Here is a 26704-nt window from a genome sequence, read left to right on the forward strand (position 1 = left end):
CGGAATGCCGTTTCATGTAGGAAGGCGGCGTCGCGCACGCAAGGTGCCGAAAATCCGACATCCGTCACAGTTTGAAGGGTGCTGCCGCGACGGCAGGGGCCCATGTCGCCGCGCGATGCTGCAGATCCTACAACCACCAGTCTATGCAACTTTCGCGACCGCGCGAAGTGGCGTGCAGGCGGTCCCCTCGACTCTTCCTCCGGGCTGCCCTAAAATTCCCCCACACCGGCACAGGCAGGCTGGTGGGGGTGTCAGAATGAACTACCTGATCGATCCGAAGGGCCAATGGTGGCGTTGGCCGTCCGCGACGCTGGCGGAACAGCTTGGTTATAGCGATCCCGATTTTGATCTCGCGTCCTACGCCACGCGCAATCTCGGTTTTGTCTCCCTGCTGGTCGATGAAGCGGCAACCTTCCTGCAGTTTCGCGCGGGCATGGTCAGCCGCGACGCGCTCGAAACCCTCAAGCCCTATCTGATGCGCGCGGTCGCCAAGAAGCCGGTGGCGCTGGTTTTCTATGCCAGCGGCTGGCTGGAAGAGGCCTATGTGGCGGCAGAGCCCTTGCTGGCCCGCATGGAAGAAGTGGCGCCGATGCGCGAGGCGCGCATGCGCGACCAGTTCATCCGTCAGGCCCATGCGCCGCGCGACTGGCTCTATCATGCCCATGCCGAACTCAGCGGCCTGTTCGAACTGTGGCGCTTTGTCGATGGCGTCTATTCCGAACCGGTGCACCGCTACCTGCAGAGCACCGGGCTACAGGATCGCACCGTGCGCATCCAGCCCGGCAACGATGGCGAGCTGTATGTCGACAACAGCGGCACCGGCTTCACCGTCTACGACAATTTCTCCTTCCATGAAATGCGGCGGCGGCGGATCGACGACCAGCCTGATCGCGCCTATGGCCAGTGGGTGGCAAAGGCCTACAAGCAGGCGCTCGACAAGGGCGATCCGCAGATCGATGATATCGACGCTATCATCGAGCAGCCCGGCCATGATCCGCGCCGGCGCCGCTACCAGCGTGTGATTCTGCGCTGGAAGCTGCCGACAGAAGGAATTCTTCTCACCGGCAGCTCCCTGCTCAACCAGAACATTTCCATTCCGCTCGACGTCACCGACGCCAAGCGCTGATCTGTTCCGTCAGTGCACCGCCACCTGCAGCGGCGCTGCGGGTTGCGTCGGCATGCGTGGGGCGCTGTCGCGCTCCAGCAGGCGGTCGAACTGCTGCTGGTCGGCCAGCAGCTCGGCACGATCCATCCACACCAGGGTGCCGTCCAGGCGGACATCGCCGGGTGCGTTCATCCAGCGGATGCCCGGTTCGATATTGCGATAGCCATAGGCCTTCGCCACGCCCTTCTGTACCAGCGCATGGCTGACCATGCTGAAAGTGTATTGCGTGTCCCACAGCGTCAGCGCCAGTGCACGGCTGATGCGCGGCAGGATCATCGGCATCTGCCGCTTGCGATAGTCCGGATGAATCCAGGTGCCGCCGGAATAGACCATGGCCCCGCGGATCAGCGCGGCGCCGGGACTGTCGGCATCGCAGCTTTCCTCGGGCAGCTTCTGCTCGTCCGGGCGGGGATAGAACAGCTTCAGGCTTTGCAGGTAATCGCGCAGCGTTTCCGTGCCGGTATCGAAGAAGCGCGCGGCCTGGGTGCTGACGATGACGTCATCTTCATCGCGACCGATCAGCCAGAAGCCGCAGCTTTTGTCGATGCCGCCATAGGCGCAGTCGAAGCTGGGCGCGAGGCCGTGCCAGCTGCCCTGGTTGCGGGCATTCACCTCGCGCAGCAATTCGAAGTCTGTGCTCAGGGTGAGATAGACGCCGCGGTCGCGGGCGGCTTTGTCGGCGGCCAAAAAAAACGCGCCCAATTCGGGGCGCGGTCCATGCGTCAGCGTAATTTGGTCAGGCAGGCGGGGATGCACCGGGCTGCGGGCGTGAATCGCCGGCGGCGCGGGGAAGCGCGAGAAAATGGTCATCATGACCTCCGTCAGTTGTGGTTAGCACGACGGAGTATACACCATTATGGTTAATGTTCCCAGTTTGTTGACAACGGAGGTTGTAGCCCGAAGGCCGCCGGGCACAAAAAAACCGGGCCATGAACCGGCCCGGTTTTTAGTAACGGATGGTGTGAAGGATCAGGCCTCGACGGCCGGGGTCTCTTCGCTTTCGCCCTCTTCCTTGCCGCTATAGGAGGTGGCGGCGGCCTTGATCAGCTGGAAGATGCGGTCCCGCACCATCGGGTCGGTGATCTTGCCGAAGTTGCGCACCAGCTCCAGCGCCTGGCGGCGCGATACCGGGCTTTTATCCTGCTCGATCTCGGAGACGACGGAATGTTCGGGCCGCACGCTGGGCTGATGTTCGATGCCCGGCATGTCTTCAAAGAAGTAGGACGGCGGCACGTTCAGAATCTGCGAAAACTGCTGCAGGCGGCTGGCACCGATGCGGTTCAGGCCTTTTTCGTATTTTTGAATCTGCTGGAAGCTCAGGCCCACGGACGTACCCAGGCGCTCCTGGCTGAAACCGGCAAGAGTGCGGCAAGCGCGCAGCCGTGCCCCGACATGGGCGTCGTATGGGTTCGGTTTACGCATAAGCTTCTCCATCACGGGTGAGTCTCTGCTGTTGTTTGATGTAGTGTTTTTACCACCACTCGCCAGGGGCTTCTACCCGGTTGCATTTTGCGGCCCGGAGCAAAGTCGGGCGATTTCCATAACTTATACCTTCTCCAAGAAGTCAAATCCGCTTGCAGCGAGAATGGCTTAAGTCAGAAACAACCATGGCGTCATTGCGCCGTGCCAGACGGTCGTCACTTTGTAAAATTTTGATAACCTGCGCTTCAGGATCGTGCTTGACCCTGCTCGCGTGTACCGCGAGGCTGGCGCGGTTCCTTGGGGGGAACGCCGGAACGGGCAAGACCCAAACCGCACCGTGAGATGACGCACGGCTGCCGTCCCGTACCGAGGAGTAGGAGCTTTGATGCGTTTTTCGTTCTGCGTCGCCGATCCCTGTCGCGCCCGCATCGGCCGCCCTCACCCCATCGCCTGATCCCACCCGCAACATTAGGCGCGCCATGGCTGTCGCGCCTTGCTTCGCCCATGGAGAATCCTATGGCTGTTTCCGAGCTGTCCCTTGCTCTTCCCGTTGAAGATGCAGCACCGCCGGCCCGCGATCCGCGCCGCGTGCCGCCGCTGGTCGCCTGGTTCGGCCGGCTTGGCATCCGGCTGCGCATCGCCATCGGTTTTGCGGCGGCGCTGCTGCTGCTGACGATCGTGGCTGCGGCCGCCGTCTACGGCATCCAGCGCGGCGTCGTCGCCTTCAGCACCTATGACCGCATCGCCGGCAACAACCAGCGGCTCTATGGTTTCGAACGCGATCTGGTCGATCTGCGCCGCAATCTGCTGCTGTTCATCGAGCGCGACGATCCGCGCGGCCTGCTCGGCGTGCGCCGGCTGGAGCCGCGCATGACCGAAGCCCTGGATGGCCTGGTGGCCGGCGTGCGCGATCCGCAGCGCAAGGCCATGCTGGCCGAAACGGTGCCACTGCTGAAAAGCACGTTTTCCAAGCTGGCGCTGGCGCTGGATGCGCGCAACCAGCTCAAGGCGATCAGCAGCAGCCAGCTCGACGTTTACGGCCCGCGCGCCCGCGAGAGCCTGATGCAGCTGATCAAGGCCGCGAACAAGAAACAGAATTTCATGACCGCAACGGAATCCGGCCTGGTGCTGGATGCGTTTTCGGAAATCCGCATCGCCGCCACGCGGTTCATCGGCCAGGGCGACATGGCGATGGCGGCCGAGGCGCGCGGCAAGGTCGGCACTTTCGTCGACATGATCGAAGACCTGAAGATCATGCTGGAAGACGAGGCGGAGCTGAAGGCGCTGGCGACCGAGGCCGAAACCTTCGCCAAACAGTATGAGGCCGGCATCCTTAACGCGGCGGGTGCCGCCGCCGACATCAACCGTCTCGTCTATCAGGAGATGGAGCAGGATATCGCGCAGATCGCCGAGCGTATCGAGCAGGTGCGCAGCAGCCAGGATGCGACGCTGCAGACCGAGCGCAGCGGCGCGACCGCTGCGTTCGACGCCACCTTCGCCACCGTTCTGGTCATGTCGCTGGCCGCGCTCGCCGTCGGCATCGTCTTTGCCTGGCTGATCGGCCGCAACATCGCCAATCCGATTACGGCATTGACCGATGCGATGGCAAGGCTGGCGCAGGGCGATTACGGCGCCGAGGTGCCGGGCCTGCAGCGCGGCGACGAGATCGGCCGCATGGCTTCGGCGGTTTCCGTGTTCAAGGAGAATGGCGCCGAGAATGAGCGCCTGCGTGGCGAGGTGGAGACGGAACGCCGATCGGCCGAACAGACCCGCGCCGAACAGGAAGCGCTGCTCGACCGTGCGGTGGGCGAGATCGTGTCGGCGGCGGCGGCCGGCGAACTGGACCGCCGCATCGACACGGCGCCCTTGAGCGGAGTGGCTGTGCGGCTCGGCAGCGGCATCAACCAGCTGCTCGATGCCATCGGCGGCGCCATCGGTGCGGTGGGCGGCGTGCTGGCCGGTCTGGCCGCCGGCGATCTCACGCGCCGGGTGGACGGAGAATATAACGGCGTCTTTGCCAAGCTGCAGGGCGACGTCAACATGGCCGGCAGCACGCTGGCCGATGCGATGACGCAGATCGCGCAGAGCGCCGCCGCGGTGCGCGATGCGTCTGCGGAGATCTCGACCGGCAGCCAGGATCTGGCGAGCCGGACGGAGAGCCAGGCGGCGGCGCTGGAACAGACGGCCGCCTCGATGCATCAGGTGACGGCGACAGTGAAGCAGAATGCCGACAATGCCCAGGCGGCGAATCAGCTGGCCGGGGTGGCGCGCGACACGGCGGAGAAGGGCGGCGGGGTGGTGACCCAGGCGGTTGCGGCGATGGGCGAGATCGAGGGCAGCGCCCAGAAGATCAGCGATATCGTCGGCCTGATCGACGAGATCGCCTTCCAGACCAACCTGCTGGCGCTCAATGCATCGGTCGAAGCGGCAAGAGCCGGCGAGGCCGGCAAGGGCTTTGCCGTGGTGGCGCAGGAGGTGCGCACCCTGGCGCAGCGCTCGGCCGATGCCAGCAAGCAGATCAAGGGCCTGATCTCGGCCTCCAACGCGCAGGTGAAGTCCGGCGCGGCCCTGGTGAACCAGGCCGGCAGCTCGCTGACCGAGATCGTGACGGCGGTAAAGAAGGTGTCTGACATCGTGGCCGAGATCGCGGCGGCCAGTGCCGAGCAGTCGCGCGGTCTGGAAGAGGTCAACGGTGCCGTGGTCAACATGGACGAGATGACCCAGCGCAACGGCGCGCTGGTCGAGGAGACCAATGCCTCCGCCCAGGCCATGGCCCAGCAGGCCACCGAACTGAGCGCGCTGGTGCAGCGCTTCCGGGTCGCCTGACCCGTCAGCGCAGGCCGTCGATGCCTTTGATCTCGGTGGCTGCGAGGCCGCCGAGCCGGGCATTCGGCCGGCCGCCCGTGGCCATGCCGAGCGCATAGACAATTTCATCGGCGCGCGGCGCATCGTCGATGCTGACGCCCACCGTATGGAAATGCGAGCGCACATAGGCGGCGTTCACATGGCCCAGCGGCATCATCAGGCGCACGCCGACCGGGCCCACCATCTTGCCGGCGGGCACGATCGCCTTGGTATCGCCCAGCACCGCGCGCATGCCCCAGCCGCCCGAGGGATGCCACATGGCGCCATGCTCCAGTTCGCCGTCGGCGCCGACGATCGCGCCCTTGCCATAGGCCTCGATCTCCGCCGGCTTGGCATCCAGCGCCTTGAGCAGGCGGCGCGCCACTTCGCGGCCCAGTTCGTTCAGCGCCTCCATGCCCGGCATCAGGTCTTCGACATACCGGCCGGCATAGGGATTCTGGACAACGACAGCCGCCGTGCCGATCCGCAGCGGTTTCGCAAGGTCAGGGCCGTGATCGTGCAGCACGTCCTCGACATTGGTGACGAATTTGCGAACCTTCCACATGGCCGAACCTCAGGCTTCGTTGACGACCGGGTTGCGCAGAACGCCGATCTTCTCGATCTCCACTTCCACCGTATCGCCATGTTTCATGAAATGCGGCGGCTTGCGGCTCCAGCCCACGCCGGCCGGCGTGCCGGTGACGATCACGTCGCCGGGCACCAGGTCGAAGATGGTCGAGCAATAGCTGATGATGCGCGGAATCTTGAAGATCAGGTTGCTGGTGTTGGAGGATTGCTCGGTCTTGCCGTTCAGACGCAGCTCCAGTTTCAGATTCTCGGGTTCCGGAACCTCATCGGCGGTCACCATCCAGGGACCGAAGGCGCCGGTGCCCTGGAAATTCTTGCCCGCCGCGATCTGCTTGGCATGGAACTGCCATTCGCGGATGCTGGCGTCGTTGTAACAGGCATAGCCGGCAATATGCTTGTAGGCATCGGCCTCGGCGATATGACGGCCGCCCGTGCCTATAATCAGCGCCATCTCGCCTTCCCAGTCGAGCTGCTCCGATACCTTCGGGCGGATGATCGGCTGGCCATGGGCCACCTGCGAACGCCAGACGCGCAGGAAGATCGGCGGAAACTCCGACAGCTCGCGATGCATGCCGGCGGCCAGCACCTCCTGGTGATGATCCATGTAGTTGCGCACCAGGCAGACGATCTTTTCCGGGCGCGGGATCACCGGTAGCAGGGTCACGTCCTGCAGCGCCAATTCGGCCTTGAGGCCGGCCACGATGGCATCGCGCCCGGCATAATCCTTGCCGCCGAGGAAATCAGCCAGCGTGGGATAGCTGCCGCCGAAATGTCGGCCCAGATCGACGATCCTGTCGCCCTGCACGGCGCCCCAGGATTCACGGCCCTGATGGGCGAAGGATGCGAGTTTCATAGATGGTGTCTCCCTGATGATACGCGCGGCCACACTGTCATTGCAGGGCCGCGCGGCAATGACTGGATGAGTGGTGTTACGAGGTCACGGTTTCGCCGGTTTGCCGGGCCTGCATGGCATTGGCGACATTGGCGGCGGTTTTCATCACATGCTCGCGCAGATGCGCAGCCGCCTTTACCGGGTCGCGCGACAGCACGGCGTCCATCAGCTTGCGGTGTTCGTCGCTCTTGTTGCGCTTGGCCGTGCGATAAATGGCGGATAGCCGGCGATAGCGTTCGGCCTGGTCGAACAGGCTGTTGCACATGTTGATCAGGCGCTGCGACTTGCCGCCTGACAGCAGCGCCATGTGGAAGTCGCGATGGCGCTGGCTCCATTCCTCGTTCAGCGGCAGCGTTTCATCGAACAGGCGCTTTTCCTCGCGCTCGAGGCGATAGAAGGCGGCGACGATGCGCGCCTCCCAGTCGTCGCCGCCATCGGCGATGGAGGCTTCAACAGCTTCGCGCTCCAGCACCACGCGCAGGGCGGCGATGTCCTGCAGGTCTTCCAGCGACACCGGCGCCACGCGGAACCCGCGATTGCCTTCCGCCACCACCAGGCCTTCCGCGGTCAGGCGGTTCAGCGCCTCGCGCAGCGGGCTGCTGGAAAACTCGTATTCCCGCTGCAGCACATCGATCTTCAGCTTGTCGCCGGGCAGCAGTTCGCCGCGCACGATGGTCTGGCGCAGCAGGGAATAGGCCTTCTCGACCAGGGTGGGTTCGGCTTCGGGGCGGGCGATCATGGCTCAGCCTATGCAGGACCGGCGGTTTCAGTGCTGTGCATTCTTGTAGACATTATGCATAAAACGATGCTTAATGCAAACATTAAGTACGGCTGCCGATGCAGAAAGTTTCATTTTCTGGCCGGTAAACCGCAAAAAACCTTAGGGAGAACACCGATGAGCAAATTTGCAGGCTTTGCCGGCACCCTGCTGGCGACCGTCTTTCTGGCCGGCGCGGTCCAGGCCGCCGACTATCCCACCCGCCCGATCAGTCTGGTGCATGGTTTCGCCGCCGGCGGCACGGCAGACGCGATCTCGCGCATCCTGGCCCAGCCGATGTCGGAAATCCTGAAACAGCCGATCATCGTCGAGCAGCGTCCGGGTGCCGGCGGCAATAATGCCTCGCGCACCGTCGCCAATGCCGCGCCCGATGGCTACACCATCGGCCTGCCCACCGGCGGCCATGCGGTCTCGGCCGGCCTGTATAAAAGCCTGCCGTTCCATCCGGTCGACAGCTTCGAGATGATCTCGACTGTCGTCTATTACGCCTTCGCCATTGCCGCAAAGCCGGATTTCCCCGCCAACAGCATCGGCGAACTGCTGGCCTATGCGAAGGCCAATCCGGGCAAGCTGGATTACGGCTCTGCCGGCGTCGGCTCGACCCATCACCTGACCGGCGAACTGCTCGCCTCGGTCGCCGGCATCCAGTGGAATCATGTGCCCTATCGCGGCGAGGCTGCAGCCTTCACTGGCCTGCTCAGCGGCGAGCTGCCGATCATCATTGCCACCACAGTGACCGTGCAGCCGCAGCTCAATGCCGGCAAGCTGAAGGCGCTGGCGGTGTCGTCGCCGGCGCGGTTCCGCGGCATGCCCACCGTGCCCACCGTGGCGGAAAGCGGCGTGCCGAATTTCGATGTGCGCACCTGGGCCGGCCTGTTCGCGCCCAAGGGCACGCCGGCGCCGATCATCGCGCAGCTCAATGCCGCCGTGCAGCAGTCGCTGGCGCGGCCTGATGTGAAGGCGCGGCTTGAGGAAGTGGTCGGCGGCGATGTGCAGGGCAGCACGCCGCAGGCGATGAAAACGATGGTTGCCGCCGAAGCCGCGCGCTGGACCGATGTGATCAAGAAGGCGAATATTCCGCAACAGGAATGAGAACGTGAAAACAGTCATCATCCGCAACACCGGCGGGCCGGAGGTTCTGCAGGTCGAAGACGTGCCGACGCCCCGGCCGGGGCCCGGCGAAGTCGTGGTGCGGGCCGAGGCCATCGGCGTCGGCTGGCCCGATGTCCTGATCCGCACCGGCGTCTACAAGTGGATGCCGCCGCTGCCGACCAGCCCGGGCAGCGATATGAGCGGTCATGTCACGGCGATCGGCGATGGTGTGACGGCGCTCAGCGTCGGTCAGAAGGTTCTGGTGACGGCGCGCGAGCTGGCGCAGCGTGGCGGCTGCTATACAGAGTCTCTGGCCGTGCCGGCCGAGGCCCCGTTTCCGCTGCCGGCCCATATCGATCTCGATGCTGCGGCCTGCCTGCCGAATTACCAGGTCGCCTGGTCGATGCTGCGCCTGGCCCTGCAGGGCGGCGACCGCAAGCCGCGCAGCGTCTTCATCGCCGGCGCGGCCGGTGGCGTCGGCAGCGCCGCGGTGCAACTGGCGAAGCATCATGGCCTCATCGTGATCGGTAGCGTCAGCTCGGCTGAAAAGGCAGACTTCGCACGGCGCCAGGGCGCCGATCATATTATCGATTACAAGGCCGAAGCAGTGCTGCCGCGCGTGCTGGATCTCACCGGCGGTGCCGGTGTTGATCTGGTTCTGGACCATGTCGGCGGTGCCGCGCTGACCGACGGCCTGAAGATGCTGGCGCCCTGGGGCACGCTGATCTCCTTCAACGCCATCGCCGGCTTGCCTGAACAGGACGTGTTCGCCACCATGCGCGCCCTGCTGTCGAAAAGCCTGACCTTGCGCTGCTTTTCCATGCATACGCTGGATGGCGATCTGGCGCTGCGGCGGCAGATCATGACCGAGGTCATCGCCCTGCTGTCATCCGGGGCGATCCGGCCGGCGATCGGCCGGCGCCTGCCGTTGTCGCAGGCCGCCGAAGCCCATCGCCTGATCGAGCGCGGTGACTCGCTCGGTAAAATCCTGCTGTCGCCGTGACGCGGCAGACCGTGCAGTTCGTGAGGTAACCATGGCCGAACCGATTATCCGCATCAAAGACATCGCCTGGATCAGGCTGCGGTCTCCCGACCTGGATCAGCAGGAAGACTATCTGACCACCTTCGGCATGACGCGCGTCGAACGCACGGCTTCTGCGCTCTACATGCGCGGTACCGATCCGTCGCATCACATCCACATCACCGAGAAGGGCGACCCAGCCGTCTTGCGTATCGGTTTCTGGGCGCGGTCGCTCGATGATCTGCACAAGCTGTCGAAAGAAGCCGCCGGCGCCTCGGCGGTTGAATCGATCGACGAACCCGGTGGCGGCAAGCGCGTCCGGCTGTCCGAACATAACGGCATGGGGCTGGAAGTGGTCTGGGGCGTGGCGGCGGCACCGGCCCTGCCGGTACAGACCAATGCTTTCAACTTTGGCCATGACAAGCAGCAGCGCGCCGGTCACCTGCTGCGTGTCGACAACCGGCCTTCGCAGGTCAAGCGCATCGGTCACGCCGTGATCAGCACGCCCGAGGTCGAGAAGTCGGTTGCCTGGGCCCGGCATCATCTCGGCATCGTCGCCTCCGACGAGGTGCATGCCGAGGATGATCCTGGCCTGATGCTCGCCAGTTTCAACCGCGTCGATGCCGGCGAGACCTATGTGGATCATCATGTGATGATGTTCGGCCGCCACCAGAATGCGGGTCTCAACCACATCTCCTTCGAGGTGCAGGATTTCGACGATCTCGCCGTCGGCCATGAAGCGCTGCTGGCGAAATATCCCGATCTGCATCTCTGGGGTCTCGGCCGCCACACGCTGGGCAGCCAGATTTTCGACTACTGGCGCGATCCCTGGGGCCGGGTGCATGAGCACTGGACCGATACCGATATGCTGAACAGCACCCACGAATACCGGCGGCACCCCAAGAGCAAAGGGCTGCGCTCGCAATGGGGCAGCCAGGCGCCCCAGGCTTTTCGCGACGCCGCCAGCCGCTGACCGCAGGCCGGTCCGGGCCGGCTGAGGGAAATCGTGATCGTGACTACAAAAGTATGCTTCACCTATCTGTAGGGAGGTACTAATGTTCCTTTCTGCTCGCCAAACACGAGATCGGCGGCTAATCTGGTATTCAGAAGCCGCTGTAGCCGTGCTGGCCGCAGGAAAAACGCATCCTCCCGCGCCTTATGATCCGTCTGCCAATCGATTTACCCGTGATGCCTGCTTCCATGCCCTCCCCGGCCAAGGCCTGACGCCGCCATGCGCGACCGTCTCGGCAAGGCCCTGGTACTGCTGCAGGCCACCCCCCTGCCGGCCGATCTGATCGACAACCCGGCCCGCACCGGCCAGTGGCTCACCACGCTGGGCAATCTGCAGCAGGCGGTGGCGACTCTGCGCGGCGAGGCCCGCAATGCCCGCGGCGAAATCGCCGAAACCCGCGGCGAACGGGTGATGCGCAACTTCAACCGCATGGTTGCCGATCTGCCGCTGGCCTGCCTCAACGGGGTGTCGCCGGTGATCAAGCTGGGCCTGATCCGGCCGCTGCTGGTCGATCTCGAAGCGGTCGAGCGCCGCATCATCGGGATGCCGCTGCCGGACCTGAGCGCCTTCACCGCCAAACTGACCCAATATCGCACCGCCACCGCCGGCATGGCGGCCCGCCATGCGGCACCCGATCCGCCGGCCCAGTTCCGCCCCCCGGCCGAGGTCGTGCGCCCGCCAACCCGGCACTGACTCGGGACCGGTTCCGGGGCGTCAAACCCGGTAGCGACCCGTTCCGGTTCCTGCTATACCGCGCCCGTTCCCGCCCATCCCCTGGCGGGGCAGTGGCAAGGAGAGCGTCCCATGGCCCGTACGGCCAGCATTGCCCGGAAAACCAATGAAACCGAGATCGCGGTCACGCTCGATCTCGATGGCAGCGGCGTCTACAAGGTTTCGACCGGCGTCGGCTTCCTCGACCACATGCTGGAGCAGCTGTCGCGCCACAGCCTGATGAACCTCGAGGTCCAGGCGAAGGGCGACATCCATATCGATTTCCACCACCTGACTGAAGATACCGGCATCGCCATCGGCGAAGCCGTGGCGAAAGCGCTGGGCGACCGCAAGGGCATCATGCGCTATGGCGATGCGCTGATTCCGATGGACGAGACGCTGACCCGCGTCGCCATGGACATCTCCAACCGTCCGTATCTGATCTGGAAGGTGAATTTCACCAAGCCCAAGCTCGGCGACATGGATACCGAGCTGTTCAAGGAGTGGTTCCAGGCCTTCGCACAGAATGCCGGCATCACCCTGCATGTCGAGAATCTCTATGGTGAGAACAATCACCATATCGTCGAGAGCTGCTACAAGGGCCTCGCGCGCGCGCTGCGCACGGCCTTCACCGTCGATCCGCGCAGCCCCCACGCGCTGCCGACGACCAAAGGCAAGCTCTAAGGGGCACTCATGCGATTCTTCACCCTGCATGAGCGTCCCGGCAAAGCCGGTGGCGATACCGAACTGCTGGCCGTGAAAACCGGCTTCAGCTGGTGGGCCGCCGTGCTGCCGCCGCTCTGGCTGCTGCGCCACCGCCTCTGGCTCGGCCTGCTCGCCTATATGATCTTCAGCGCCGCCTTCGGCATCGCGCTCGAACTCGGCGATATCGCCGATCCGGCCGCCAGCGCCATCGGCATCGCATTCAGCCTGCTGATCGGCGCCATGGCCCATGACTACCGGCGCTGGACGCTGCGTCGCCACGGCTGGCGCATGGTCGGCGTGCTGCGCGCGGCGGATGCCGAGGAAGCCGAGCTGCGTCACCTGCACGACGGGCGCCATGCGATCGTTCCGGCGGCGGCCCCGGCCTATATGGCGGAGGCGTATCCGATGCGCGGCAGCACCGACGCCTTCCCCCGTTTATTGTCATGATGCGGTTATTGTCATGAAGCTGGCCCTGATCGATTACGGCTCCGGCAACCTGCGCTCGGCGGCGAAAGCCATCCAGCGCGCGGCCGACGAGAATGCGATTGCGCTCGACCTGCGCGTCACCGCAAAGACCGCGGATGTGGTCGCCGCCGATGCCATCGTGCTGCCCGGCGTGGGCGCCTTTGCCGACTGCTATCGCGGCCTCAATGCGCTTGATGGCATGATCGAGGCGCTAAACGAACAGGTGATCCGCAAGGCGAAACCCTTCTTCGGTATCTGCGTTGGCATGCAGCTGATGGCGACCCTCGGCCGCGAGCATGGCGAGCATAAAGGCCTCGGCTGGATCGACGGTGCGGTCGAGCTGCTGAAGCCGGCGGATGCAAGCCTGAAGGTGCCGCATATGGGCTGGAACCAGCTCAACCTGCGTCAGCCCCATCCGGTGCTGGCCGGGCTGGAAACCGGCACCCACGCCTATTTCGTCCACAGCTATCACATGATTCCCGCCGACCGCGCCGTGGTGCTGGCCGATGCCGCCTATGGCGGGCCGGTGCTGGCGATGCTCGGACGCGACAATATGGTCGGCACCCAGTTCCATCCGGAAAAGAGCCAGGCGACGGGTTTGCGCCTGCTGGCGAACTTCCTGCGCTGGCGTCCGTAATGGATCAGGAACCGAAGCCATGAATGCCGGACTGAAAGACATCAAGCCCAATGCCCTGGTCGAAAAGGTCATCAGCCTGAGCGATGACGAGATCGACGAGCTGTCCGATGCCGCCGAGAAGGCGATCATCGACGGCAACGGCTTCGGCTGGCTCAAGGTGCCGGCGCGCCGCATCCTGGAAAGCTACTGGCGCGGCGTGCTGCTGATGCCGCAGCGCGATCTGTTCGTGGCCCGGCTGGATGGCGCCATCGTCGGCTCGACTCAGCTGCTGCGGCCCTCGATCAACAACGAGGCCCAGGGCCACAGCGTGCAGGTCACCACCTTTTTCATCGCGCCCTGGGCGCGCGGCCATGGCCTGGCGCGCGGACTGATGGCCTTTGCCGAAGAGGCGGCGCGCGAATCCGGCTACCGCCAGATCGATCTCGACATGCGCGCCACCCAGGCCGCGGCGATCCAGCTGGCCGAAGGTGCGGGCTATCGCCGCTGGGGCGTCAAGCCGCATTACGCCTTCGTCGACGGCCATTATGTGGAAGGCTACTTCTACAGCAAGCCGCTGCTGGGGCTTTGATATGAGCGCGCTGAATCTCTATCCCGCCATTGACCTGAAGAACGGCGAATGCGTGCGCCTGCAGCAGGGCGACATGGATCGCGTCACGGTCTTCAACAGCGATCCCGCCGCGCAGGCGAAGCAGTGGGAAGATGCCGGCTTCAAATACCTGCATCTGGTGGATCTCGATGGCGCCTTCGCCGGCAAGCCGGCCAATGCGGCGGCGGTCACGGCGATCCGCAAGGCGATCCGCCTGCCGATCCAGCTCGGTGGCGGCATCCGCGACGAAGCCACCATCGAAGGCTGGCTCGATGCCGGCATCAGCCGCGTCATCCTCGGCACCATTGCCGTGCGTGATCCGGAGCTGGTGAAACGCGCGGCCCGGCGCTGGCCCGGCCGCGTCGTGGTCGGCATCGATGCGCGCTCGGGCCGTGTGGCTGTCGAAGGCTGGGCCGAAGCTAGCGATCTTGATGCCATCGATCTGGCGAAAAAATTCGTCGATGCCGGCGTTGCCGCCATCGTCTACACCGATATCGACCGCGATGGCCTGCTGAAGGGGGTCAATGTCGCCGCCACCGCCGCCATGGCACGCGCCGTCTCGATCCCCGTGATCGCGTCCGGCGGCCTGGCCGGCATCGAGGATGTCATCGCACTCAAGCATGAAGCGGCCAACGGCGCCGGCATCGATGGCGCCATCCTCGGCCGTGCGCTCTATGACGGCCGCATCGATCCGGCCGCAGCGCTGAAGGTGGCGGCATGAGCCTCAAGGTCCGCATCATTCCCTGCCTCGACGTCAAGGACGGCCGCGTCGTCAAGGGCGTCAATTTCGTCAACCTGCGCGATGCCGGCGATCCGGTCGAGCAGGCGGCGGTTTACGATGCCGCCGGCGCCGACGAACTGACCTTCCTCGATATCACGGCATCGTCGGATGCCCGCGACACCCTGTTCGATGTGGTCGCCCGCACGGCGGAACGCTGCTTCATGCCGCTCACCGTCGGCGGCGGCGTGCGCGTGGTGGAAGACGTGCGCAAACTGCTGCTGGCCGGCGCCGACAAGACTTCGATCAACACCGCCGCCGTCAACCGCCCTGATTTCGTGCGCGAGGCGGCCGAGAAGTTCGGCAGCCAGTGTGTGGTGGTAGCCATCGATGCCAAGCAGGTCTCTCCCGGGAAATGGGAGGTCTTCACCCATGGCGGCCGCACCGGCACCGGGCTGGATGCTGTTGAATGGGCGCAGCGCATGGCCGCGCTCGGGGCGGGCGAGATCCTGCTCACCTCGATGGACCGCGACGGCTCCGAGAAGGGCTTCGACCTGGAGCTGACCCGCCGGGTGGCGGACAGCATCTCGATCCCCGTGGTGGCATCTGGTGGCGTCGGCAATCTGGATGACTTCGTCGATGGTGTAACCAAAGGCCATGCCTCGGCCGTGCTTGCGGCCTCGATTTTCCACTTCGGCCGGCATAGCATCGGCGAAGCGAAACAACATATGGCCGCCGCCGGTATCCCGGTGCGGCTGTAAGGCACAAAGGGAGCGCGACGCGATGGGCGAGAACCGCGATACGCTGGAACGGCTGTATGAGGTCATCAAAAGCCGCAAGGGCGGCGACCCGGCCGTGTCGCATACCGCCAAGCTGTTCGCCAAGGGCCGCGCCAAGATCGCGCAGAAGATGGGCGAGGAAGCCGTCGAGCTAGCGATTGCCGCCGTGGCCGAAACCCGCGACGACGTGATTTCGGAAAGCGCCGACCTGGTCTTTCACCTGCTGGTGCTGTGGGCCGATTGCGGCGTAACCATCGATGAGGTGCGCGCCGAACTCACCCGCCGCGAAGGCATGTCGGGCATCGAAGAGAAAAAAGCGCGTCAGCTCACCTGATCAGGACGGATTGCATGGCCAAGGCTTACGACAGCACCAACATCTTCGCCCGCATCCTGCGCGGCGAGATTCCCTGCAAGAAGGTCCATGAGACCGCCCATAGTCTGGCCTTCCACGACATCAATCCGCTGGCGCCGGTGCATGTGCTGGTGATCCCCAAGGGCGCCTATGTCGATTTCGACGATTTCTCTGCCCGCGCCTCGGCCGAGGAGATGGCGGATTACACCAAGGCCATCGGCGACACCGCGCGCCTGACCGGCGCGGCTGCGGGCGGCTACCGCCTGCTCAGCAACTGCGGCGAAAACGCCAACCAGGAAGTGCCGCATCTGCATGTGCATGTCTTCGGCGGTCGCGTGCTGGGCCGCATGCTGAAAAAAGACGGCGAGTAGTCCGTCACCAATCCCATCATTCCCGCGCAAGCCGGAAGCAGCGCTCATCCATAAATCCTGGGGAACGGGGATTTTCTGACCCTTGCGGATCAATTTGTTACTTTATAACGTTATAGAGTAACAATTCTGTTCCCGGGGGTCTCATGCCGTTTTCCGTCCCGCGCCTGCTGAGTGGCGCCAGTCTTGCCGTCCTGCTGCCCGCTGCGGCTCTGGCCCAGGAAACCCCGACCCAGCTCTCTCCTGTCGTCGTCACCGCGCCGCTGCGCCAGAGCCAGGACGAGATGGCCGAAGCTACCACGGTGCTGGAGGGTGCGGCGCTGGATCGCCGCCGCGCCGCCACCCTGGGCGAAGTGCTGGATGGCACGCCCGGCGTCACCTCCACACAGTTCGGCGCCGGCGCCGGCCGGCCGATCATCCGCGGCCAGAGCGGCCCGCGCGTGCGCGTGCTCGACAACGGCGTCGATACCTTCGATGCCTCCACCGTCAGCCCCGATCATGCGGTGATCGCGCCGATGGGCGGTGCGAAACGCATCGAGGTGCTGCGCGGTCCGGCCACGCTGCTCTATGGCAGCTCGGCCATCGGAGGCGTGGTCAATGTGATCGACGGCCGCATTCCCGATGCCATGCCGAAAAACGGCACGGCGGGCGAGGCGCGGATCGACTATGGCACCGGCGCGAAGGAGAAAAGCGGTTTCGCCGCCATCGACCAGGCCGTCACCGACCGCTTCGTCGTGCATGGCGAAGCCGGTGCGCTGACGGCCGATGATTACGGCATCGACGGCTATGCCAGCCCGGCGGCCCGCGCCCGCGGCACCAGGGGCCGCGTCGACAATACATCGATGCATAACAGCAATGGCGCTGTTGGTGCGTCATACCTCGGTGAGGCCGGCTATGCGGGCGCCAGCGTTTCGCAGTTCGACAGCTATTACGGCGTGCCGGGCAACGATCCGGTGCATATCGACATGAGCCAGACGCGGCTCGATACGAAATTCGGCTTCTACGAGCCGCTGCGCTTCCTGGACGAGGTGAAACTGAAATTCGGCTATGCCGATTACCTGCATGACGAGATCGAGGCCAACGGCCGTCCGGCCACGCGTTTCGATTCCGAAAGCTGGGAAGGCCGGCTCGAAGCCGTGCACAAGCCGTTGTTCGGCGGCAACGAAGGCGTCATCGGCCTGCAGGGCGGCCGTCACGATCTGACCGCCACCGGCGCCGAGGCTTTCATCTCGCCCACCGTCACCGACAGCCAGGCGCTGTTCCTGCTCGAGCGTTATGAGACCGGTCCCTGGGGCTTTTCGCTCGGCGGCCGGGCCGAGCGCGTAAGCGTCGAGGCCAGCACGCTCGGCCAGGAGCGCGCTTTCACGCCGCTGGGGTTGTCCGCGGGCACGACCTACAAACTGAATGACAGCTATACGGCGGGCCTGTCGCTGTCGCGCACCGAACGGGCGCCCTCGGCCGAAGAGCTGTTTTCCAACGGTGCGCATCTGGCGACGCAGAGTTTCGAGATCGGTCGCGCCACGCTCGACAAGGAAACCGCCTGGCATGGCGAGATCAGTTTGCGCAAAACCGCCGGCGACGTGACCGGTGCGGCCACGCTGTTTGCCACGCGGTTTCAGGATTACATCTTCGGCGCCTTCACCGGCAACCAGCAAGACGGGCTGAACGAGCTGCAATACAGCCAGACCGATGCGGATTTCCGCGGCGGCGAACTGGAAGCCGCCTGGACCGTCTTCCGCGGCACCGGTTACACGCTCGGCCTGGATGGCAGCGCCGATTATGTGCGCGGTGAGGCGCGCGGCAGCGGAACCGCGCTGCCGCGCATTCCGCCGGTCGGCTACCGCAGCGGCTTCACCGTCAGCACCGCGCCGCTCGACTGGCGCATCGAGGTCGCCGGCCGGCTCGACCAGGATCGCACCGGCGCTAACGAGACGCGCACCGATGGCTATACCGTGCTGAACACGGCCTTCACTTGGCGGCCGTTCGAACAGAACCGTGATCTCGCGTTCAGCCTGCAGGGCCGCAACCTCACCGACGAGGAAGGCCGCAATCACACATCCCTGCTGAAAGACGTGGCGCCGATCCGCGGCCGCGAGTTGCGGCTGGGCATGGCGGCAAAGTTCTGATCCGGGATGTCGGGATGCCTTACGCGGCGGTCTTATCGACGCTCTCGGCGATGATGCGGGCGAGGTCTTCCTGGAAGAACGGCTTGCCGAGCCGCGGCAGGGCCGTGCCGTCGGGCAGTTCGGCATAACCGGTGGCCAGGATCACCGGCAGCTTCGGCCAGGCCGCGCCGATCGCATCGGCCAGCTGGGTGCCGGTCATTTGCGGCATCGCCTGGTCGGTGATGACCAGATCGATCTTGTGCTGGCCACTGCGCAGGACATCCAGGGCCTGCTGGCCCGAGATGGCTTCGATCGCAGTGTGACCCAGGTCTTCCAGCATCGCCACGGTGCTGAACAGCACCAAGCGGTCGTCATCCACGGCCAGGATGGTCAGCTTGCGCATCCCGGGGTCCTCCTGTGATGTGAGTGTCATGGTCGTATCGGCGTCCGGCAGGCCGGCCATCCCTGCCACCGGCAACCAGAGTTCGGCCACCGTGCCTTCCTGCCTGCGGCTTTTCAGCACGAGCTGTCCGCCCGACTGTTCGGCCAGGCCATGCACCATCGACAGGCCGAGCCCGGTGCCCTTGCCCACCCCCTTGGTGGTGAAGAAGGGCTCCATGGCGCGCGACAGCGTCGTCTCGTCCATGCCCTCGCCGTTGTCGGCAACCGACAGGCAGACATAGCGGCCGGGCCGCAGGGTGCCGCGGGTCTGGGGCAACTCTTCCGAATAGGCGGTGACCACGATGACGCCGCCGTCGGGCATGGCATCGCGCGCATTCATCGTCAGGTTCAGCAACGCCAGTTCGAGCTGGTTGCCATCCACCATCACGATATCCAGCTGTGCGGGGAAGCGCACCTCGATGCGGACCTGCGGGCCCAGCGAACGCTGCAGCAGGTCGGTCATGCCATAGACCAGCTGGCCCAGATCGGTCGGTTCCGGCTTGAGCGCCTGGCGGCGGGCGAAGGCCAGCATGCGCTGGGTCAGCGCCGCGCCGCGCTGCGCACCCTGCATGGCATTGTCGAGCAGCCGCAGCAGCTTCACATCCTCGGGCAGGCGCTTGCGCATCAGCTTCAGGCTGCCGAGGATCACCATCAGCAGGTTATTGAAGTCATGGGCGATGCCGCCGGTCAGGCGGCCGATGGTGTCCATCTTCTGCGACTGGAACAGGGCCTGCTGTGCTTCTTCCAGGGCGCGCTGCGTGTTGTGCCGCTCGGTGATGTCGCGCGTGACCTTGGCATAGCCGATCAGCGTGCCGTCGTCGCCGCGGATCGCATCGATCACCACATTGGCCCAGAACCGCGTGCCGTCCTTGCGGATGCGCCAGCCTTCCTTCTCGAAGCGACCTTCGCGCGCGGCGATGTCGAGGCCGCGCGCCGGTTCGCCGGCGGCGCGGTCCTCCGCGCTGTAGAACTGCGAGAAATGCTGGCCGATGATTTCGGCCGGGGTATAGCCCTTGATCTTCTGGGCGCCGGCATTCCAGTTGGTCACGCGGCCCTGGGGATCCAGCATGTAGATGGCATAGTCGGTGACGCTCTGCACCAGCAGGCGAAAGCGTTCCTCGCTGTGGCTGAGGGCCGAGGCCGCGCCTTCGCGCTCGCTCAGGTCACGGGTGATCTTGGCATAGCCGATCACCCGGCCGGAGTTCTCACCCGGCTCATGAATGGGATCGATGACCACATGGGCCCAGAAGCGGGTGCCGTCCTTGCGCACCCGCCAGCCTTCGCTCTCGAAGCGGCCCTCGCGCGCGGCCGTGGCCAGCGCCTGCTGCGGCCGAGCGGCGGCGCGATCTTCCTCCGGCCAGAAGCGGGCGAAATTCTGGCCGATGATTTCCTCGGCCGTATAGCCTTTGAAGCGCTGGGCGCCCGGATTCCAGCTCACCACGGTGCCATCGGGATCCAGCATGTAGATGGCATAGTCGGTGACCGCCTCGACCAGCAGCCGATACTGGCCATCCGGCGTCAGCCCGCCGGCAAAATACGGCAGCTGGGATCGCGTATTGCGTTCCATGGACGGGACGTCCCCCTTCAGGCGGGCCTGGGGCCCTGGCCGGCTTTCCTGCGCCATCGTGCATAATGACTGGCGGAAGGTAAAGTTCCGCCTCTGTTACCCGGACGGCGGGTTTTGCCGTCAGGCCGGCTCGGTCGCCCCGATCCGGGTTGCCACCAGCACGCTCAGGGTCTCGGATTTGCCGCGCAGGGCGACGGTCTCGCGCTGCCAGACCATGCCCTGCAGGGCGGTGGCGCCGGCGCGCTCGGCCACCTCGGCCGACACCACCAGCTCGGCGCCGAAATCCTTGGTGGCGCTTTCCAGCCGGCTGGCGGTGTTGACCGCATCGCCCACCGCGGTCAGATGCATGGCGCTGCCATGGCCCATCTCGCCGACGATGGCGGGCCCGCAATGGATGCCGATGCCGATGCGCAGCGTCTGGTCGAGATCCATCTTCAGCGCCTCGTTCAGCCGCACCAGGGCCTGCGACATGCGGCGCGCCGCATCCAGCGCGCGGCGGCAGCCCTCGTCGGGCCCCTCGTCGATACCGAACAGCGCCATCACGCCATCGCCGATGAACTTGTCCAGCCGGCCGCCGGCGCCATCGACGGCTTCGCCCATCGCCTTGAAATACTGGTTCAGCACGAACACCACGTCATAGGGCAGCTTGCCCTCCGACAGTTTGGTGAAGCCGCGCAGGTCGGCGAACAGGATGGCGATGCGGCGTTCGGCGCCCTGGGCATGGCTGGCGACGCCATAGACCGCGCGGGCCGGCACCCCGGCCGGCAGCAGCGGCACGACCGCCATATCTTCGGTCGGGCGAATCTGGCAGGCCAGCCGCACGCCGGGTGTGGCGCGGATGCGGTCGAGCACTTTCTGCTCGGCGGCATCGGCTGGAGAAAGCGTTTCGGCGCCGGGTCCGGTGACGCGCACGCGGCAGGTCGAACAGCGACCCTGGCCACCGCAGACGGAGGCATGGGCATAGCCGATGGCGCGGCTCGCCTCCAGCACGGTGATGGCGCCGGCCTGGCCGCGGAAGCGGCGGCCATCGGGATAACTGATGGTGATGCTGCCGCGCCGGCGCTGCAGCAGGGCGATCATGCCACGACCGAGCAGGCCGGCGGCCAGCAGCGCGATCATGGTCAGGTATGCGACCTCGACGGCATTGCGGCCAAAGTCGTTGGCGATCTGGCCCGGCCAGTTCAGCGTGCCGCGGAACTGCTCCAGCCAGTCGGGTTCCTGCATCGCCAGCAGCACGGCGCGGCCGCCCGAGAGATAGCCCATGGTGGCCAGCATCGGCAGCACCAGCGCCACCGCATAGAGCAGCGGCGACAGTTTCTCGAAGAAGGGCTTCAGCCGCAGCCAGTAATAGACGCCGATGCAGCCATGGCCCCAGGCGATCAGGATCAGGATATTCTGCCGCAGGCCGATCAGCGGTTCCTGTACGAACTGCACGATCAGCACATAGGCGTAACTGTCGTTCATGCCGAAGGCGGAATTCAGCGCGCGCGTGCCGACGATGTGGTCGACCACCAGCGGCGGCACCAGGATGCCGAGGCTGATCTGCATCCAGCCCTGCCAGGCGATGCCGCGGTAATGGCCGCGCCGCAGCCAGTTATACAGTGCCAGCAGCGGATGCAGGATCGCGGCGGCATAGAGCACCACGGTGCCCGGCCAGCTGCGCCAGATGAATTTGAACAGCACCGAGCCGCCATCCATCGCGCCCAGCGATACGATGCCCAGCATGTGATTGATCAGATGCGTGGTGAGGAAGACAAAGAGGATCAGGCCGGTCGTCAGCTTGGTCCGGCTGTAGATGTCCTCGAAACGCGGGCTTCCCCCTGCCATGGCGGCAGACTAGGCGGGCAGCGCCACCGCGTCCAGCGGGTCGGATTTCACAGACGCGGGATCGGGCAGCTGGGGTGCGAACAGCAGTTCGAGATAGTTGCGGTAATGCCGCCACTGCGCCGCGATGACGGTGGAATCGCGCTGCACCTTCGACAGGATGAAGGCGCCTTCCGGCAGCACCAGGCTCATCTCGGCCAGCGTCTTCGCCTGCACGGGCAGGCGCGGCGGATACAGCGCCATCACCGCTTCCAGCTTGCCGCCGATCCGCGTCGTCCAGTTGCGGAAGACCTGCCGCAGCACGTCCAGCGTCGCCGCGTCGAACATCTGCGCCTCGTAGATGAAGGAGGCGTAGAGGCAGCCGGGGAAGGGTGCGGTCAGCTGCGCCATCTCCTCCTCATAGAGTCCGATGCAGATCAGCAGCTGCTGCAGCGGGTCGCGGCTTAAGGCTTCGGCGCGGTCGAGATTGCGTTCCAGATGCGCGGCATCCAGCGCTGCATCGCGTTGCACCAGCGCCAGCGCCAGATCGCTCTTGGTCTTGAAATGGTAAAAGAAGGCGCCCTTGGTCAGACCGGCCCGGGCGATCACCGCATCCACCGCCGTGGCGGCATAGCCGGTCTCCAGGATCAGCGCCTGGGCGGCATCCATGATGGCCGTACGGGTGGCGGTTCCGTCGCGGGGCATATTCAATCTCCTGACCTGAAATCTAGGGTAACAGACCGTCTGGTCGGTTCACAAGCCTGTGAGGTTTCTCGGCAGTAAGTGAAATATATGAAACAAATCAAAGAAAAGGACCCTCATTTAGAGTTGCTCCAGGCAGGCTGTGTATACCTTGACGCGATCTCGCCTTCGTAACTATACCGACCAGTCTGTTTTGAAGTCGGAGACGAATGATGCTGAAGGATCAATACGGCCAGCCCCTGAGCGGCGCCAATGCCGCCGCGCTCGGCCCTTACGAACAGGCCGTGGCCCAGTTCAACGGCTATATCGGCAACCCGCTGGAAACCGCAGAGGCCGCGATTGCGGCGGCGCCGGATTTCGCCATGGCGCATCTGCTGCGGGCCCATCTTTTCCTTTCCGGCATGGAGGCCGCCGGTCTCGCCCCGGCCCGCAGCGGCCTGGAAACCGCGCGCGGCCTGGCGCAGACCGAGCGCGAGCTTGGCCATCTGGCCGCTGCCGAGGCCTGGGTGCTGGGGCGGTTCGAGGCGGCGTCTGAACTCTTCGACCGCATCCTGCTCGATCATCCGCGCGATCTCGTGGCGCTGCAGATGGGCCATCTGCTCGATTACTACCGCGGCGACGCGCGCAACCTGCGTGACCGCGTGCTGCGCGTGCTGCCGGCCTGGACCGCGGCGATGCCGGGCCATCATGCGGTGCTCGGCATGCTCGCCTTCGGCCTCGAGGAAAGCGGCGACTACAGCCGCGCCGAGGAGACCGGCCGCCAGGCCTGCGCTCTCAATCCGCGCGATGGCTGGGCCCATCATGCGGTGGCGCATGTGATGGAGATGCAGGCGCGCGTCGATGACGGCATCCGCTGGGCGCGCGAGCGCCAGGCCGACTGGGCGAACGACAACATGCTCGCCATCCATAACTGGTGGCATATGACGCTGATGCATCTCGAACGCGACGAGCATGCCGACGTGCTGGCGCTTTACGACACCGTGATCCGCGGCAGCAATTCAGCCGTCGTGCTCGACATGATCGATGCCTCGGCCATGCTGTGGCGCCTGCATCTGCGCGGCGTCGATGTCGGTGCGCAGCGCTGGACCGAGATCGCCGAGGCCTGGGCGCCGCTGTCGAAGGACGGTTTCTATGCTTTCAATGACATGCATGGTCTGCTCGCCTTCATCGGCGCCGGCCGCCGCGATCTGGTCGAGCGGCAGCTCGACACCATCCGCTATGCCGCCTTCGATGCCAGTGGCATCAGCAACGCGGCGATGAGCGCGCAGGTCGGCCTGCCGGTGGCGGAAGCGCTGGTGGCTTTTGGCGAAGGCCGCTATCGCGACTGCATTGCCCTGCTGCGTCCGGTACGCACCATCGCCAGTCGCTTCGGCGGCAGCCATGCCCAGCGCGACCTGCTTGATCTCACCCTGATCGAGGCGGCGCGGCGCGCCAACGACCGCGCGCTGCTGCGCGCGCTCAGCGCCGAACGCCTGCATGCCCGGCCGCAGAGTCCGCTGGCCCTGCGCTACCTCGCCCAGTCGGTCGACCGCGCCGCGGCCTGAGGTTCAGAGCGAAAACGCCGCCTAGACCGAGAAGGCCGGCCGAACCTGCTCGGCCAGGGCACGCATGACCGCCTTCCAATGCTGCTCGGCTTCCGGTCCGGCGGCGGCGAAAGCCTTGGCGAAGGCCTGGTATTGCAGGTCGGTCAGCTTGTTTTCCAGGGTCGTGCCCTTGGCGGTCAGCGTCAGCAGCGCCAGCCGGCGATTGGTCGGCGCCGCCTTCTGCGTGACATAGCCCTGCATGACCAGGTCGCGCAGCGGCCGGTGCAGCGCCTGGCGCGACACCGCCAGCATGTCGATCAGGTTGGCGATCGCGATGCCGGGCTGGCGTGCCACGACGTAGAGAATCCGGTGATGCGGCCGGCCGAAGCCCAGCTTGTCCAGCACCCGGCCCGGCCCGGCCACCCCGGCGCGGTAGCCGAGATAGAACAGCGCGATCGTCTCATCGACGGACCCGCCTGCCGGATTCAACAGGGTCTTGGGATTCAGCAGGGTCTTGCGCGGGCTCGCGGTTTTTTTACTGGCCGTCATGGGGCGGGGTCCGGAAGCGAAGCGGGAGAACCGCAGCATACACCAAGGATTTCAAAGGGCTAGCAGTTCAGGGCGCGGCGGCGGACCGGGGCGGCACTAACCCATCAACATTATTGATATTATCAATAGCATTGATATATGTGCCGGCGTTATCCCGCCTTGCTCTCAGGAGTCTGCACATGTTTGGTCTGCTATTCGCCGGTTTCGCCTATCTCTGCTTCGGCGCGGTCGTCATTGCGCTCGCGGCATTTCTCGTTGGCGCGGCGCTGCCGCTGCCATTGCCCATCCATATCGACGCCACGGTCTGGCCGCCGCTTTCATCCTGGCAGGCCGTCGCCGGTGATATCGGCCTGATCGCCCTGTTCGGTTTGCAGCACAGCGTGATGGCGCGTCCGGCCTTCAAGCGGTGGCTGACCGCTACGGTGCCCCAGCCATTGGAGCGTGCGTTCTATGTCCTGATGTCGTCCGTGATGCTGGTGCCGCTGATCCTGCTATGGCAGCCGCTGCCGGCCATCGTCTGGCAGGCCAGCGATCCGCTCGCCGTCACGCTGCTCTGGGCACTCTATGGTTTCGGCTGGCTGCTGCTGGTTGCCAGCACCTTCATGATCGACCATTTCGAACTCTTCGGCCTCGCGCAGGCCTGGCGTCGCTGGCGCGGCTTGCCGTCGCCCAGCGACGAATTCCGCACGTCCTGGCTTTATCGCTACATGCGGCATCCGATCTATACCGGCTGGCTGCTAATCTTCTGGGCCACGCCGCTGATGTCGGTCGGTCACCTGCTCTTTGCCATCGGCATGAGCGTCTATATCCTGATCGGCATCGCCTATGAGGAACGCGACCTGATCGCGGCCTTCGGCGACCGCTACCGCGATTATCGCGCCCGCGTGCCCGCCCTGATTCCCGGCTTCAAATTCCGGGGCTGACGCCATGCCGATGCTCGAAACCGCTACCGGCCGTCTGCATTATATCGACAGCGCGTCCGCGGCCAGCGACGCACCCAACCTGCTGCTGTTGCATTCCAGTGGCGCGTCGCACCGGCAATGGCGGCTGCTGATGGCGCAACTTGGCGAGCGCTGGCGCATCCTTGCGCCAGACCTGTTCGGCTATGGCGGGACGCCGTTGCCGCCATCTCCATCTCAGCCTGCTTCGATCCTGCAGGCCGAGATGGAGATGCTCGGTGCATTGCTGCAGCAGGTTGATGGCCCGCTGCATGTCATCGGCCATTCCTATGGCGGCGCCGTGGCGCTGGAACTGGCGTTGCTGCATCCCGCGCGCATTGCTGCGCTGGCGCTCTATGAACCGGTGATGTTCGCGCTGCTGCGCGACAGTACGGAACAGACGGCCTGGCGCGAGATCGCGGGCATCGGGCAAGGTATAGTCGATCTGGTCGGCGCCGGCGATCTGCACACCGCGGCCTCGGTCTTCCTCGCCTACTGGGTCGCGCCCGGCGCTTTTGAATCTTTGCCCGATGCACAGCAGGCTACACTCGCTGCCGGCATGCTCAAGGTGGCGGCCGAATTCGGCGCACTGCTGCAACGCCATGACGCGCGGCCGGATTTCAGCGCGCTGACCATGCCACTGCTGCTGCTGTGCGGCAGCGACACCACCTGTGCCGCGCGCGGCGTCAGTACCGAGCTGCGCCGCCTGCTGCCCCGCCCTGATTTCCGCGAAGTCGCCGGCGGACGTCATATGGCGCCCCTGCAGCAGCCCGATCTGGTCAATCCGTTGCTGCTCGATTTCCTGCAGACGGCGGCGCTGCGCCCCGCGGCAGGGGGAAAACTGCTCCCCGCCTAAGGAACCCGGGCGGTCATCGCACGTTCCTTTTCCCGAGTATTCCCGGGAAAACCGGGCAAACATTTCACCTGCCCGCGCGGTTCGT

Annotated in this window: 27 protein-coding genes; 18 read left to right on the forward strand and 9 right to left on the reverse strand. The window is 65.2% G+C overall.

The genetic code is table 11. The features are described from left to right. Positions 1 to 256 precede the first annotated feature (256 nt). Complete coding sequence (locus tag AC1ROT_RS10720) at positions 257 to 1126, forward strand: hypothetical protein (protein WP_492972217.1); 870 nt, start codon at positions 257 to 259, stop codon at positions 1124 to 1126. Between the two features lie 9 nt (positions 1127 to 1135). Here the strand turns inward: AC1ROT_RS10720 and AC1ROT_RS10725 are convergent, their stop codons facing one another. Both AC1ROT_RS10725 and AC1ROT_RS10730 read right to left on the reverse strand, forming a co-directional pair. Then, on the reverse strand, positions 1136 to 1852 hold the full coding sequence (locus AC1ROT_RS10725; protein WP_492998951.1) for a hypothetical protein: 717 nt from the start codon (positions 1850 to 1852) through the stop codon (positions 1136 to 1138). A gap of 282 nt (positions 1853 to 2134) precedes the next feature. Then, on the reverse strand, positions 2135 to 2587 hold the full coding sequence (locus tag AC1ROT_RS10730; protein ID WP_492972215.1) for a helix-turn-helix domain-containing protein: 453 nt from the start codon (positions 2585 to 2587) through the stop codon (positions 2135 to 2137). Positions 2588 to 3103: 516 nt separating this feature from the next. Here AC1ROT_RS10730 and AC1ROT_RS10735 point away from each other — a divergent pair. Beyond that, positions 3104 to 5413 (forward strand): methyl-accepting chemotaxis protein, encoded by a 2310-nt coding sequence (locus tag AC1ROT_RS10735; protein WP_492998952.1) that lies wholly within the window; start codon positions 3104 to 3106, stop codon positions 5411 to 5413. 4 nt (positions 5414 to 5417) lie between these two features. Here AC1ROT_RS10735 and AC1ROT_RS10740 read toward each other — a convergent pair whose 3' ends face one another. From AC1ROT_RS10740 to AC1ROT_RS10750, 3 genes are all read right to left on the reverse strand, one after another. Next, entirely contained in the window at positions 5418 to 5996 is a 579-nt protein-coding gene (locus AC1ROT_RS10740) for an amino acid synthesis family protein (RefSeq protein ID WP_492998953.1), read from the reverse strand. A 9-nt stretch (positions 5997 to 6005) separates the two neighbouring features. Continuing rightward, entirely contained in the window at positions 6006 to 6872 is an 867-nt protein-coding gene (locus AC1ROT_RS10745; RefSeq protein ID WP_492998954.1) for a fumarylacetoacetate hydrolase family protein, read from the reverse strand. Positions 6873 to 6948: 76 nt separating this feature from the next. Continuing rightward, the gene (locus AC1ROT_RS10750; protein ID WP_492998955.1) at positions 6949 to 7650 is read right to left on the reverse strand and encodes an FCD domain-containing protein; all 702 of its coding nucleotides are present in this window, start codon (positions 7648 to 7650) and stop codon (positions 6949 to 6951) included. A gap of 156 nt (positions 7651 to 7806) precedes the next feature. Between AC1ROT_RS10750 and AC1ROT_RS10755 the strand changes: the two genes are divergently transcribed. The 13 genes from AC1ROT_RS10755 to AC1ROT_RS10815 all read left to right on the forward strand — a co-directional run bounded on the left by AC1ROT_RS10755 (position 7807) and on the right by AC1ROT_RS10815 (position 18261). Beyond that, entirely contained in the window at positions 7807 to 8781 is a 975-nt protein-coding gene (locus tag AC1ROT_RS10755; protein ID WP_492998956.1) for a Bug family tripartite tricarboxylate transporter substrate binding protein, read from the forward strand. A gap of 4 nt (positions 8782 to 8785) precedes the next feature. Beyond that, positions 8786 to 9784 (forward strand): zinc-dependent alcohol dehydrogenase family protein, encoded by a 999-nt coding sequence (locus AC1ROT_RS10760; RefSeq protein ID WP_492998957.1) that lies wholly within the window; start codon positions 8786 to 8788, stop codon positions 9782 to 9784. 31 nt (positions 9785 to 9815) lie between these two features. Beyond that, a complete protein-coding gene (locus AC1ROT_RS10765; protein ID WP_492998958.1) occupies positions 9816 to 10775 on the forward strand; it encodes a VOC family protein in 960 nt (319 codons plus the stop codon). A 258-nt stretch (positions 10776 to 11033) separates the two neighbouring features. Then, positions 11034 to 11507 carry a hypothetical protein gene (locus AC1ROT_RS10770; protein ID WP_492973661.1) on the forward strand — a complete coding sequence of 158 codons (474 nt, stop codon included), beginning with the start codon at positions 11034 to 11036 and terminating at the stop codon, positions 11505 to 11507. A 111-nt stretch (positions 11508 to 11618) separates the two neighbouring features. After that, a complete protein-coding gene (hisB, locus tag AC1ROT_RS10775; protein ID WP_492998959.1) occupies positions 11619 to 12209 on the forward strand; it encodes an imidazoleglycerol-phosphate dehydratase HisB in 591 nt (196 codons plus the stop codon). A 9-nt stretch (positions 12210 to 12218) separates the two neighbouring features. Further along, positions 12219 to 12677 carry a DUF2628 domain-containing protein gene (locus AC1ROT_RS10780; protein WP_492998960.1) on the forward strand — a complete coding sequence of 153 codons (459 nt, stop codon included), beginning with the start codon at positions 12219 to 12221 and terminating at the stop codon, positions 12675 to 12677. 13 nt (positions 12678 to 12690) lie between these two features. Further along, positions 12691 to 13332, forward strand: coding sequence for an imidazole glycerol phosphate synthase subunit HisH (gene hisH, locus AC1ROT_RS10785; protein WP_492998961.1), 642 nt, complete (start codon positions 12691 to 12693; stop codon positions 13330 to 13332). Between the two features lie 19 nt (positions 13333 to 13351). Continuing rightward, the gene (locus AC1ROT_RS10790) at positions 13352 to 13900 is read left to right on the forward strand and encodes a GNAT family N-acetyltransferase (protein ID WP_492973665.1); all 549 of its coding nucleotides are present in this window, start codon (positions 13352 to 13354) and stop codon (positions 13898 to 13900) included. Positions 13901 to 13910: 10 nt separating this feature from the next. Next, positions 13911 to 14639, forward strand: coding sequence for a 1-(5-phosphoribosyl)-5-[(5-phosphoribosylamino)methylideneamino]imidazole-4-carboxamide isomerase (gene hisA, locus AC1ROT_RS10795; RefSeq protein WP_493001151.1), 729 nt, complete (start codon positions 13911 to 13913; stop codon positions 14637 to 14639). Continuing rightward, positions 14636 to 15397 (forward strand): imidazole glycerol phosphate synthase subunit HisF, encoded by a 762-nt coding sequence (gene hisF / locus AC1ROT_RS10800; protein ID WP_492973666.1) that lies wholly within the window; start codon positions 14636 to 14638, stop codon positions 15395 to 15397. Before hisA ends, hisF begins: the two co-directional genes overlap by 4 nt. A gap of 22 nt (positions 15398 to 15419) precedes the next feature. Next, positions 15420 to 15749, forward strand: a complete 330-nt coding sequence (locus tag AC1ROT_RS10805; RefSeq protein WP_492973667.1) for a phosphoribosyl-ATP diphosphatase — start codon at positions 15420 to 15422, stop codon at positions 15747 to 15749. Between the two features lie 14 nt (positions 15750 to 15763). Then, entirely contained in the window at positions 15764 to 16138 is a 375-nt protein-coding gene (locus tag AC1ROT_RS10810; protein WP_492973668.1) for a histidine triad nucleotide-binding protein, read from the forward strand. Between the two features lie 143 nt (positions 16139 to 16281). Next, positions 16282 to 18261: a TonB-dependent receptor gene (locus tag AC1ROT_RS10815; protein WP_492998963.1), complete on the forward strand. Its 1980-nt coding sequence runs from the start codon at positions 16282 to 16284 to the stop codon at positions 18259 to 18261. A gap of 19 nt (positions 18262 to 18280) precedes the next feature. Here AC1ROT_RS10815 and AC1ROT_RS10820 read toward each other — a convergent pair whose 3' ends face one another. The 3 genes from AC1ROT_RS10820 to AC1ROT_RS10830 form a co-directional block, all read right to left on the reverse strand. Further along, entirely contained in the window at positions 18281 to 20248 is a 1968-nt protein-coding gene (locus AC1ROT_RS10820; RefSeq protein ID WP_492998966.1) for a hybrid sensor histidine kinase/response regulator, read from the reverse strand. A 120-nt stretch (positions 20249 to 20368) separates the two neighbouring features. Beyond that, the gene (locus tag AC1ROT_RS10825; protein WP_492998968.1) at positions 20369 to 22075 is read right to left on the reverse strand and encodes an adenylate/guanylate cyclase domain-containing protein; all 1707 of its coding nucleotides are present in this window, start codon (positions 22073 to 22075) and stop codon (positions 20369 to 20371) included. A 9-nt stretch (positions 22076 to 22084) separates the two neighbouring features. Continuing rightward, positions 22085 to 22756, reverse strand: a complete 672-nt coding sequence (locus AC1ROT_RS10830; RefSeq protein WP_492973672.1) for a TetR/AcrR family transcriptional regulator — start codon at positions 22754 to 22756, stop codon at positions 22085 to 22087. Between the two features lie 209 nt (positions 22757 to 22965). Here AC1ROT_RS10830 and AC1ROT_RS10835 point away from each other — a divergent pair, with 209 nt between their 5' ends. Continuing rightward, positions 22966 to 24297 carry a tetratricopeptide repeat protein gene (locus AC1ROT_RS10835; protein ID WP_492998970.1) on the forward strand — a complete coding sequence of 444 codons (1332 nt, stop codon included), beginning with the start codon at positions 22966 to 22968 and terminating at the stop codon, positions 24295 to 24297. Positions 24298 to 24318: 21 nt separating this feature from the next. Here AC1ROT_RS10835 and AC1ROT_RS10840 read toward each other — a convergent pair whose 3' ends face one another. Continuing rightward, a complete protein-coding gene (locus AC1ROT_RS10840; protein ID WP_492998971.1) occupies positions 24319 to 24825 on the reverse strand; it encodes a MarR family transcriptional regulator in 507 nt (168 codons plus the stop codon). A gap of 179 nt (positions 24826 to 25004) precedes the next feature. On the opposite strand from AC1ROT_RS10840, the gene AC1ROT_RS10845 reads away from it, so the two are divergent. Continuing rightward, positions 25005 to 25748, forward strand: a complete 744-nt coding sequence (locus AC1ROT_RS10845; RefSeq protein ID WP_492998973.1) for a methyltransferase family protein — start codon at positions 25005 to 25007, stop codon at positions 25746 to 25748. Between the two features lie 4 nt (positions 25749 to 25752). After that, positions 25753 to 26619 (forward strand): alpha/beta fold hydrolase, encoded by an 867-nt coding sequence (locus AC1ROT_RS10850; protein WP_492998975.1) that lies wholly within the window; start codon positions 25753 to 25755, stop codon positions 26617 to 26619. Positions 26620 to 26704 lie beyond the last annotated feature (85 nt).

This window comes from Ferrovibrio sp. GW821-FHT12E11 (assembly GCF_058806975.1).

Coding starts and splice junctions, on each gene's coding strand:
- hisF (WP_492973666.1), top strand. CDS start 14,636: ATGAGCCTCAAGGTCCGCATCATTCCCTGCCTCGACGTCAAGGACGGC.
- AC1ROT_RS10840 (WP_492998971.1), bottom strand. CDS start 24,825: ATGACGGCCAGTAAAAAAACCGCGAGCCCGCGCAAGACCCTGCTGAAT.
- AC1ROT_RS10820 (WP_492998966.1), bottom strand. CDS start 20,248: ATGGAACGCAATACGCGATCCCAGCTGCCGTATTTTGCCGGCGGGCTG.
- AC1ROT_RS10830 (WP_492973672.1), bottom strand. CDS start 22,756: ATGCCCCGCGACGGAACCGCCACCCGTACGGCCATCATGGATGCCGCC.
- AC1ROT_RS10790 (WP_492973665.1), top strand. CDS start 13,352: ATGAATGCCGGACTGAAAGACATCAAGCCCAATGCCCTGGTCGAAAAG.
- AC1ROT_RS10850 (WP_492998975.1), top strand. CDS start 25,753: ATGCCGATGCTCGAAACCGCTACCGGCCGTCTGCATTATATCGACAGC.
- AC1ROT_RS10805 (WP_492973667.1), top strand. CDS start 15,420: ATGGGCGAGAACCGCGATACGCTGGAACGGCTGTATGAGGTCATCAAA.
- hisH (WP_492998961.1), top strand. CDS start 12,691: ATGAAGCTGGCCCTGATCGATTACGGCTCCGGCAACCTGCGCTCGGCG.
- AC1ROT_RS10740 (WP_492998953.1), bottom strand. CDS start 5,996: ATGTGGAAGGTTCGCAAATTCGTCACCAATGTCGAGGACGTGCTGCAC.
- AC1ROT_RS10730 (WP_492972215.1), bottom strand. CDS start 2,587: ATGCGTAAACCGAACCCATACGACGCCCATGTCGGGGCACGGCTGCGC.
- AC1ROT_RS10755 (WP_492998956.1), top strand. CDS start 7,807: ATGAGCAAATTTGCAGGCTTTGCCGGCACCCTGCTGGCGACCGTCTTT.
- AC1ROT_RS10780 (WP_492998960.1), top strand. CDS start 12,219: ATGCGATTCTTCACCCTGCATGAGCGTCCCGGCAAAGCCGGTGGCGAT.
- hisB (WP_492998959.1), top strand. CDS start 11,619: ATGGCCCGTACGGCCAGCATTGCCCGGAAAACCAATGAAACCGAGATC.
- AC1ROT_RS10845 (WP_492998973.1), top strand. CDS start 25,005: ATGTTTGGTCTGCTATTCGCCGGTTTCGCCTATCTCTGCTTCGGCGCG.
- AC1ROT_RS10750 (WP_492998955.1), bottom strand. CDS start 7,650: ATGATCGCCCGCCCCGAAGCCGAACCCACCCTGGTCGAGAAGGCCTAT.
- AC1ROT_RS10765 (WP_492998958.1), top strand. CDS start 9,816: ATGGCCGAACCGATTATCCGCATCAAAGACATCGCCTGGATCAGGCTG.
- AC1ROT_RS10745 (WP_492998954.1), bottom strand. CDS start 6,872: ATGAAACTCGCATCCTTCGCCCATCAGGGCCGTGAATCCTGGGGCGCC.
- AC1ROT_RS10810 (WP_492973668.1), top strand. CDS start 15,764: ATGGCCAAGGCTTACGACAGCACCAACATCTTCGCCCGCATCCTGCGC.
- AC1ROT_RS10815 (WP_492998963.1), top strand. CDS start 16,282: ATGCCGTTTTCCGTCCCGCGCCTGCTGAGTGGCGCCAGTCTTGCCGTC.
- AC1ROT_RS10770 (WP_492973661.1), top strand. CDS start 11,034: ATGCGCGACCGTCTCGGCAAGGCCCTGGTACTGCTGCAGGCCACCCCC.
- AC1ROT_RS10735 (WP_492998952.1), top strand. CDS start 3,104: ATGGCTGTTTCCGAGCTGTCCCTTGCTCTTCCCGTTGAAGATGCAGCA.
- AC1ROT_RS10835 (WP_492998970.1), top strand. CDS start 22,966: ATGCTGAAGGATCAATACGGCCAGCCCCTGAGCGGCGCCAATGCCGCC.
- AC1ROT_RS10825 (WP_492998968.1), bottom strand. CDS start 22,075: ATGGCAGGGGGAAGCCCGCGTTTCGAGGACATCTACAGCCGGACCAAG.
- AC1ROT_RS10720 (WP_492972217.1), top strand. CDS start 257: ATGAACTACCTGATCGATCCGAAGGGCCAATGGTGGCGTTGGCCGTCC.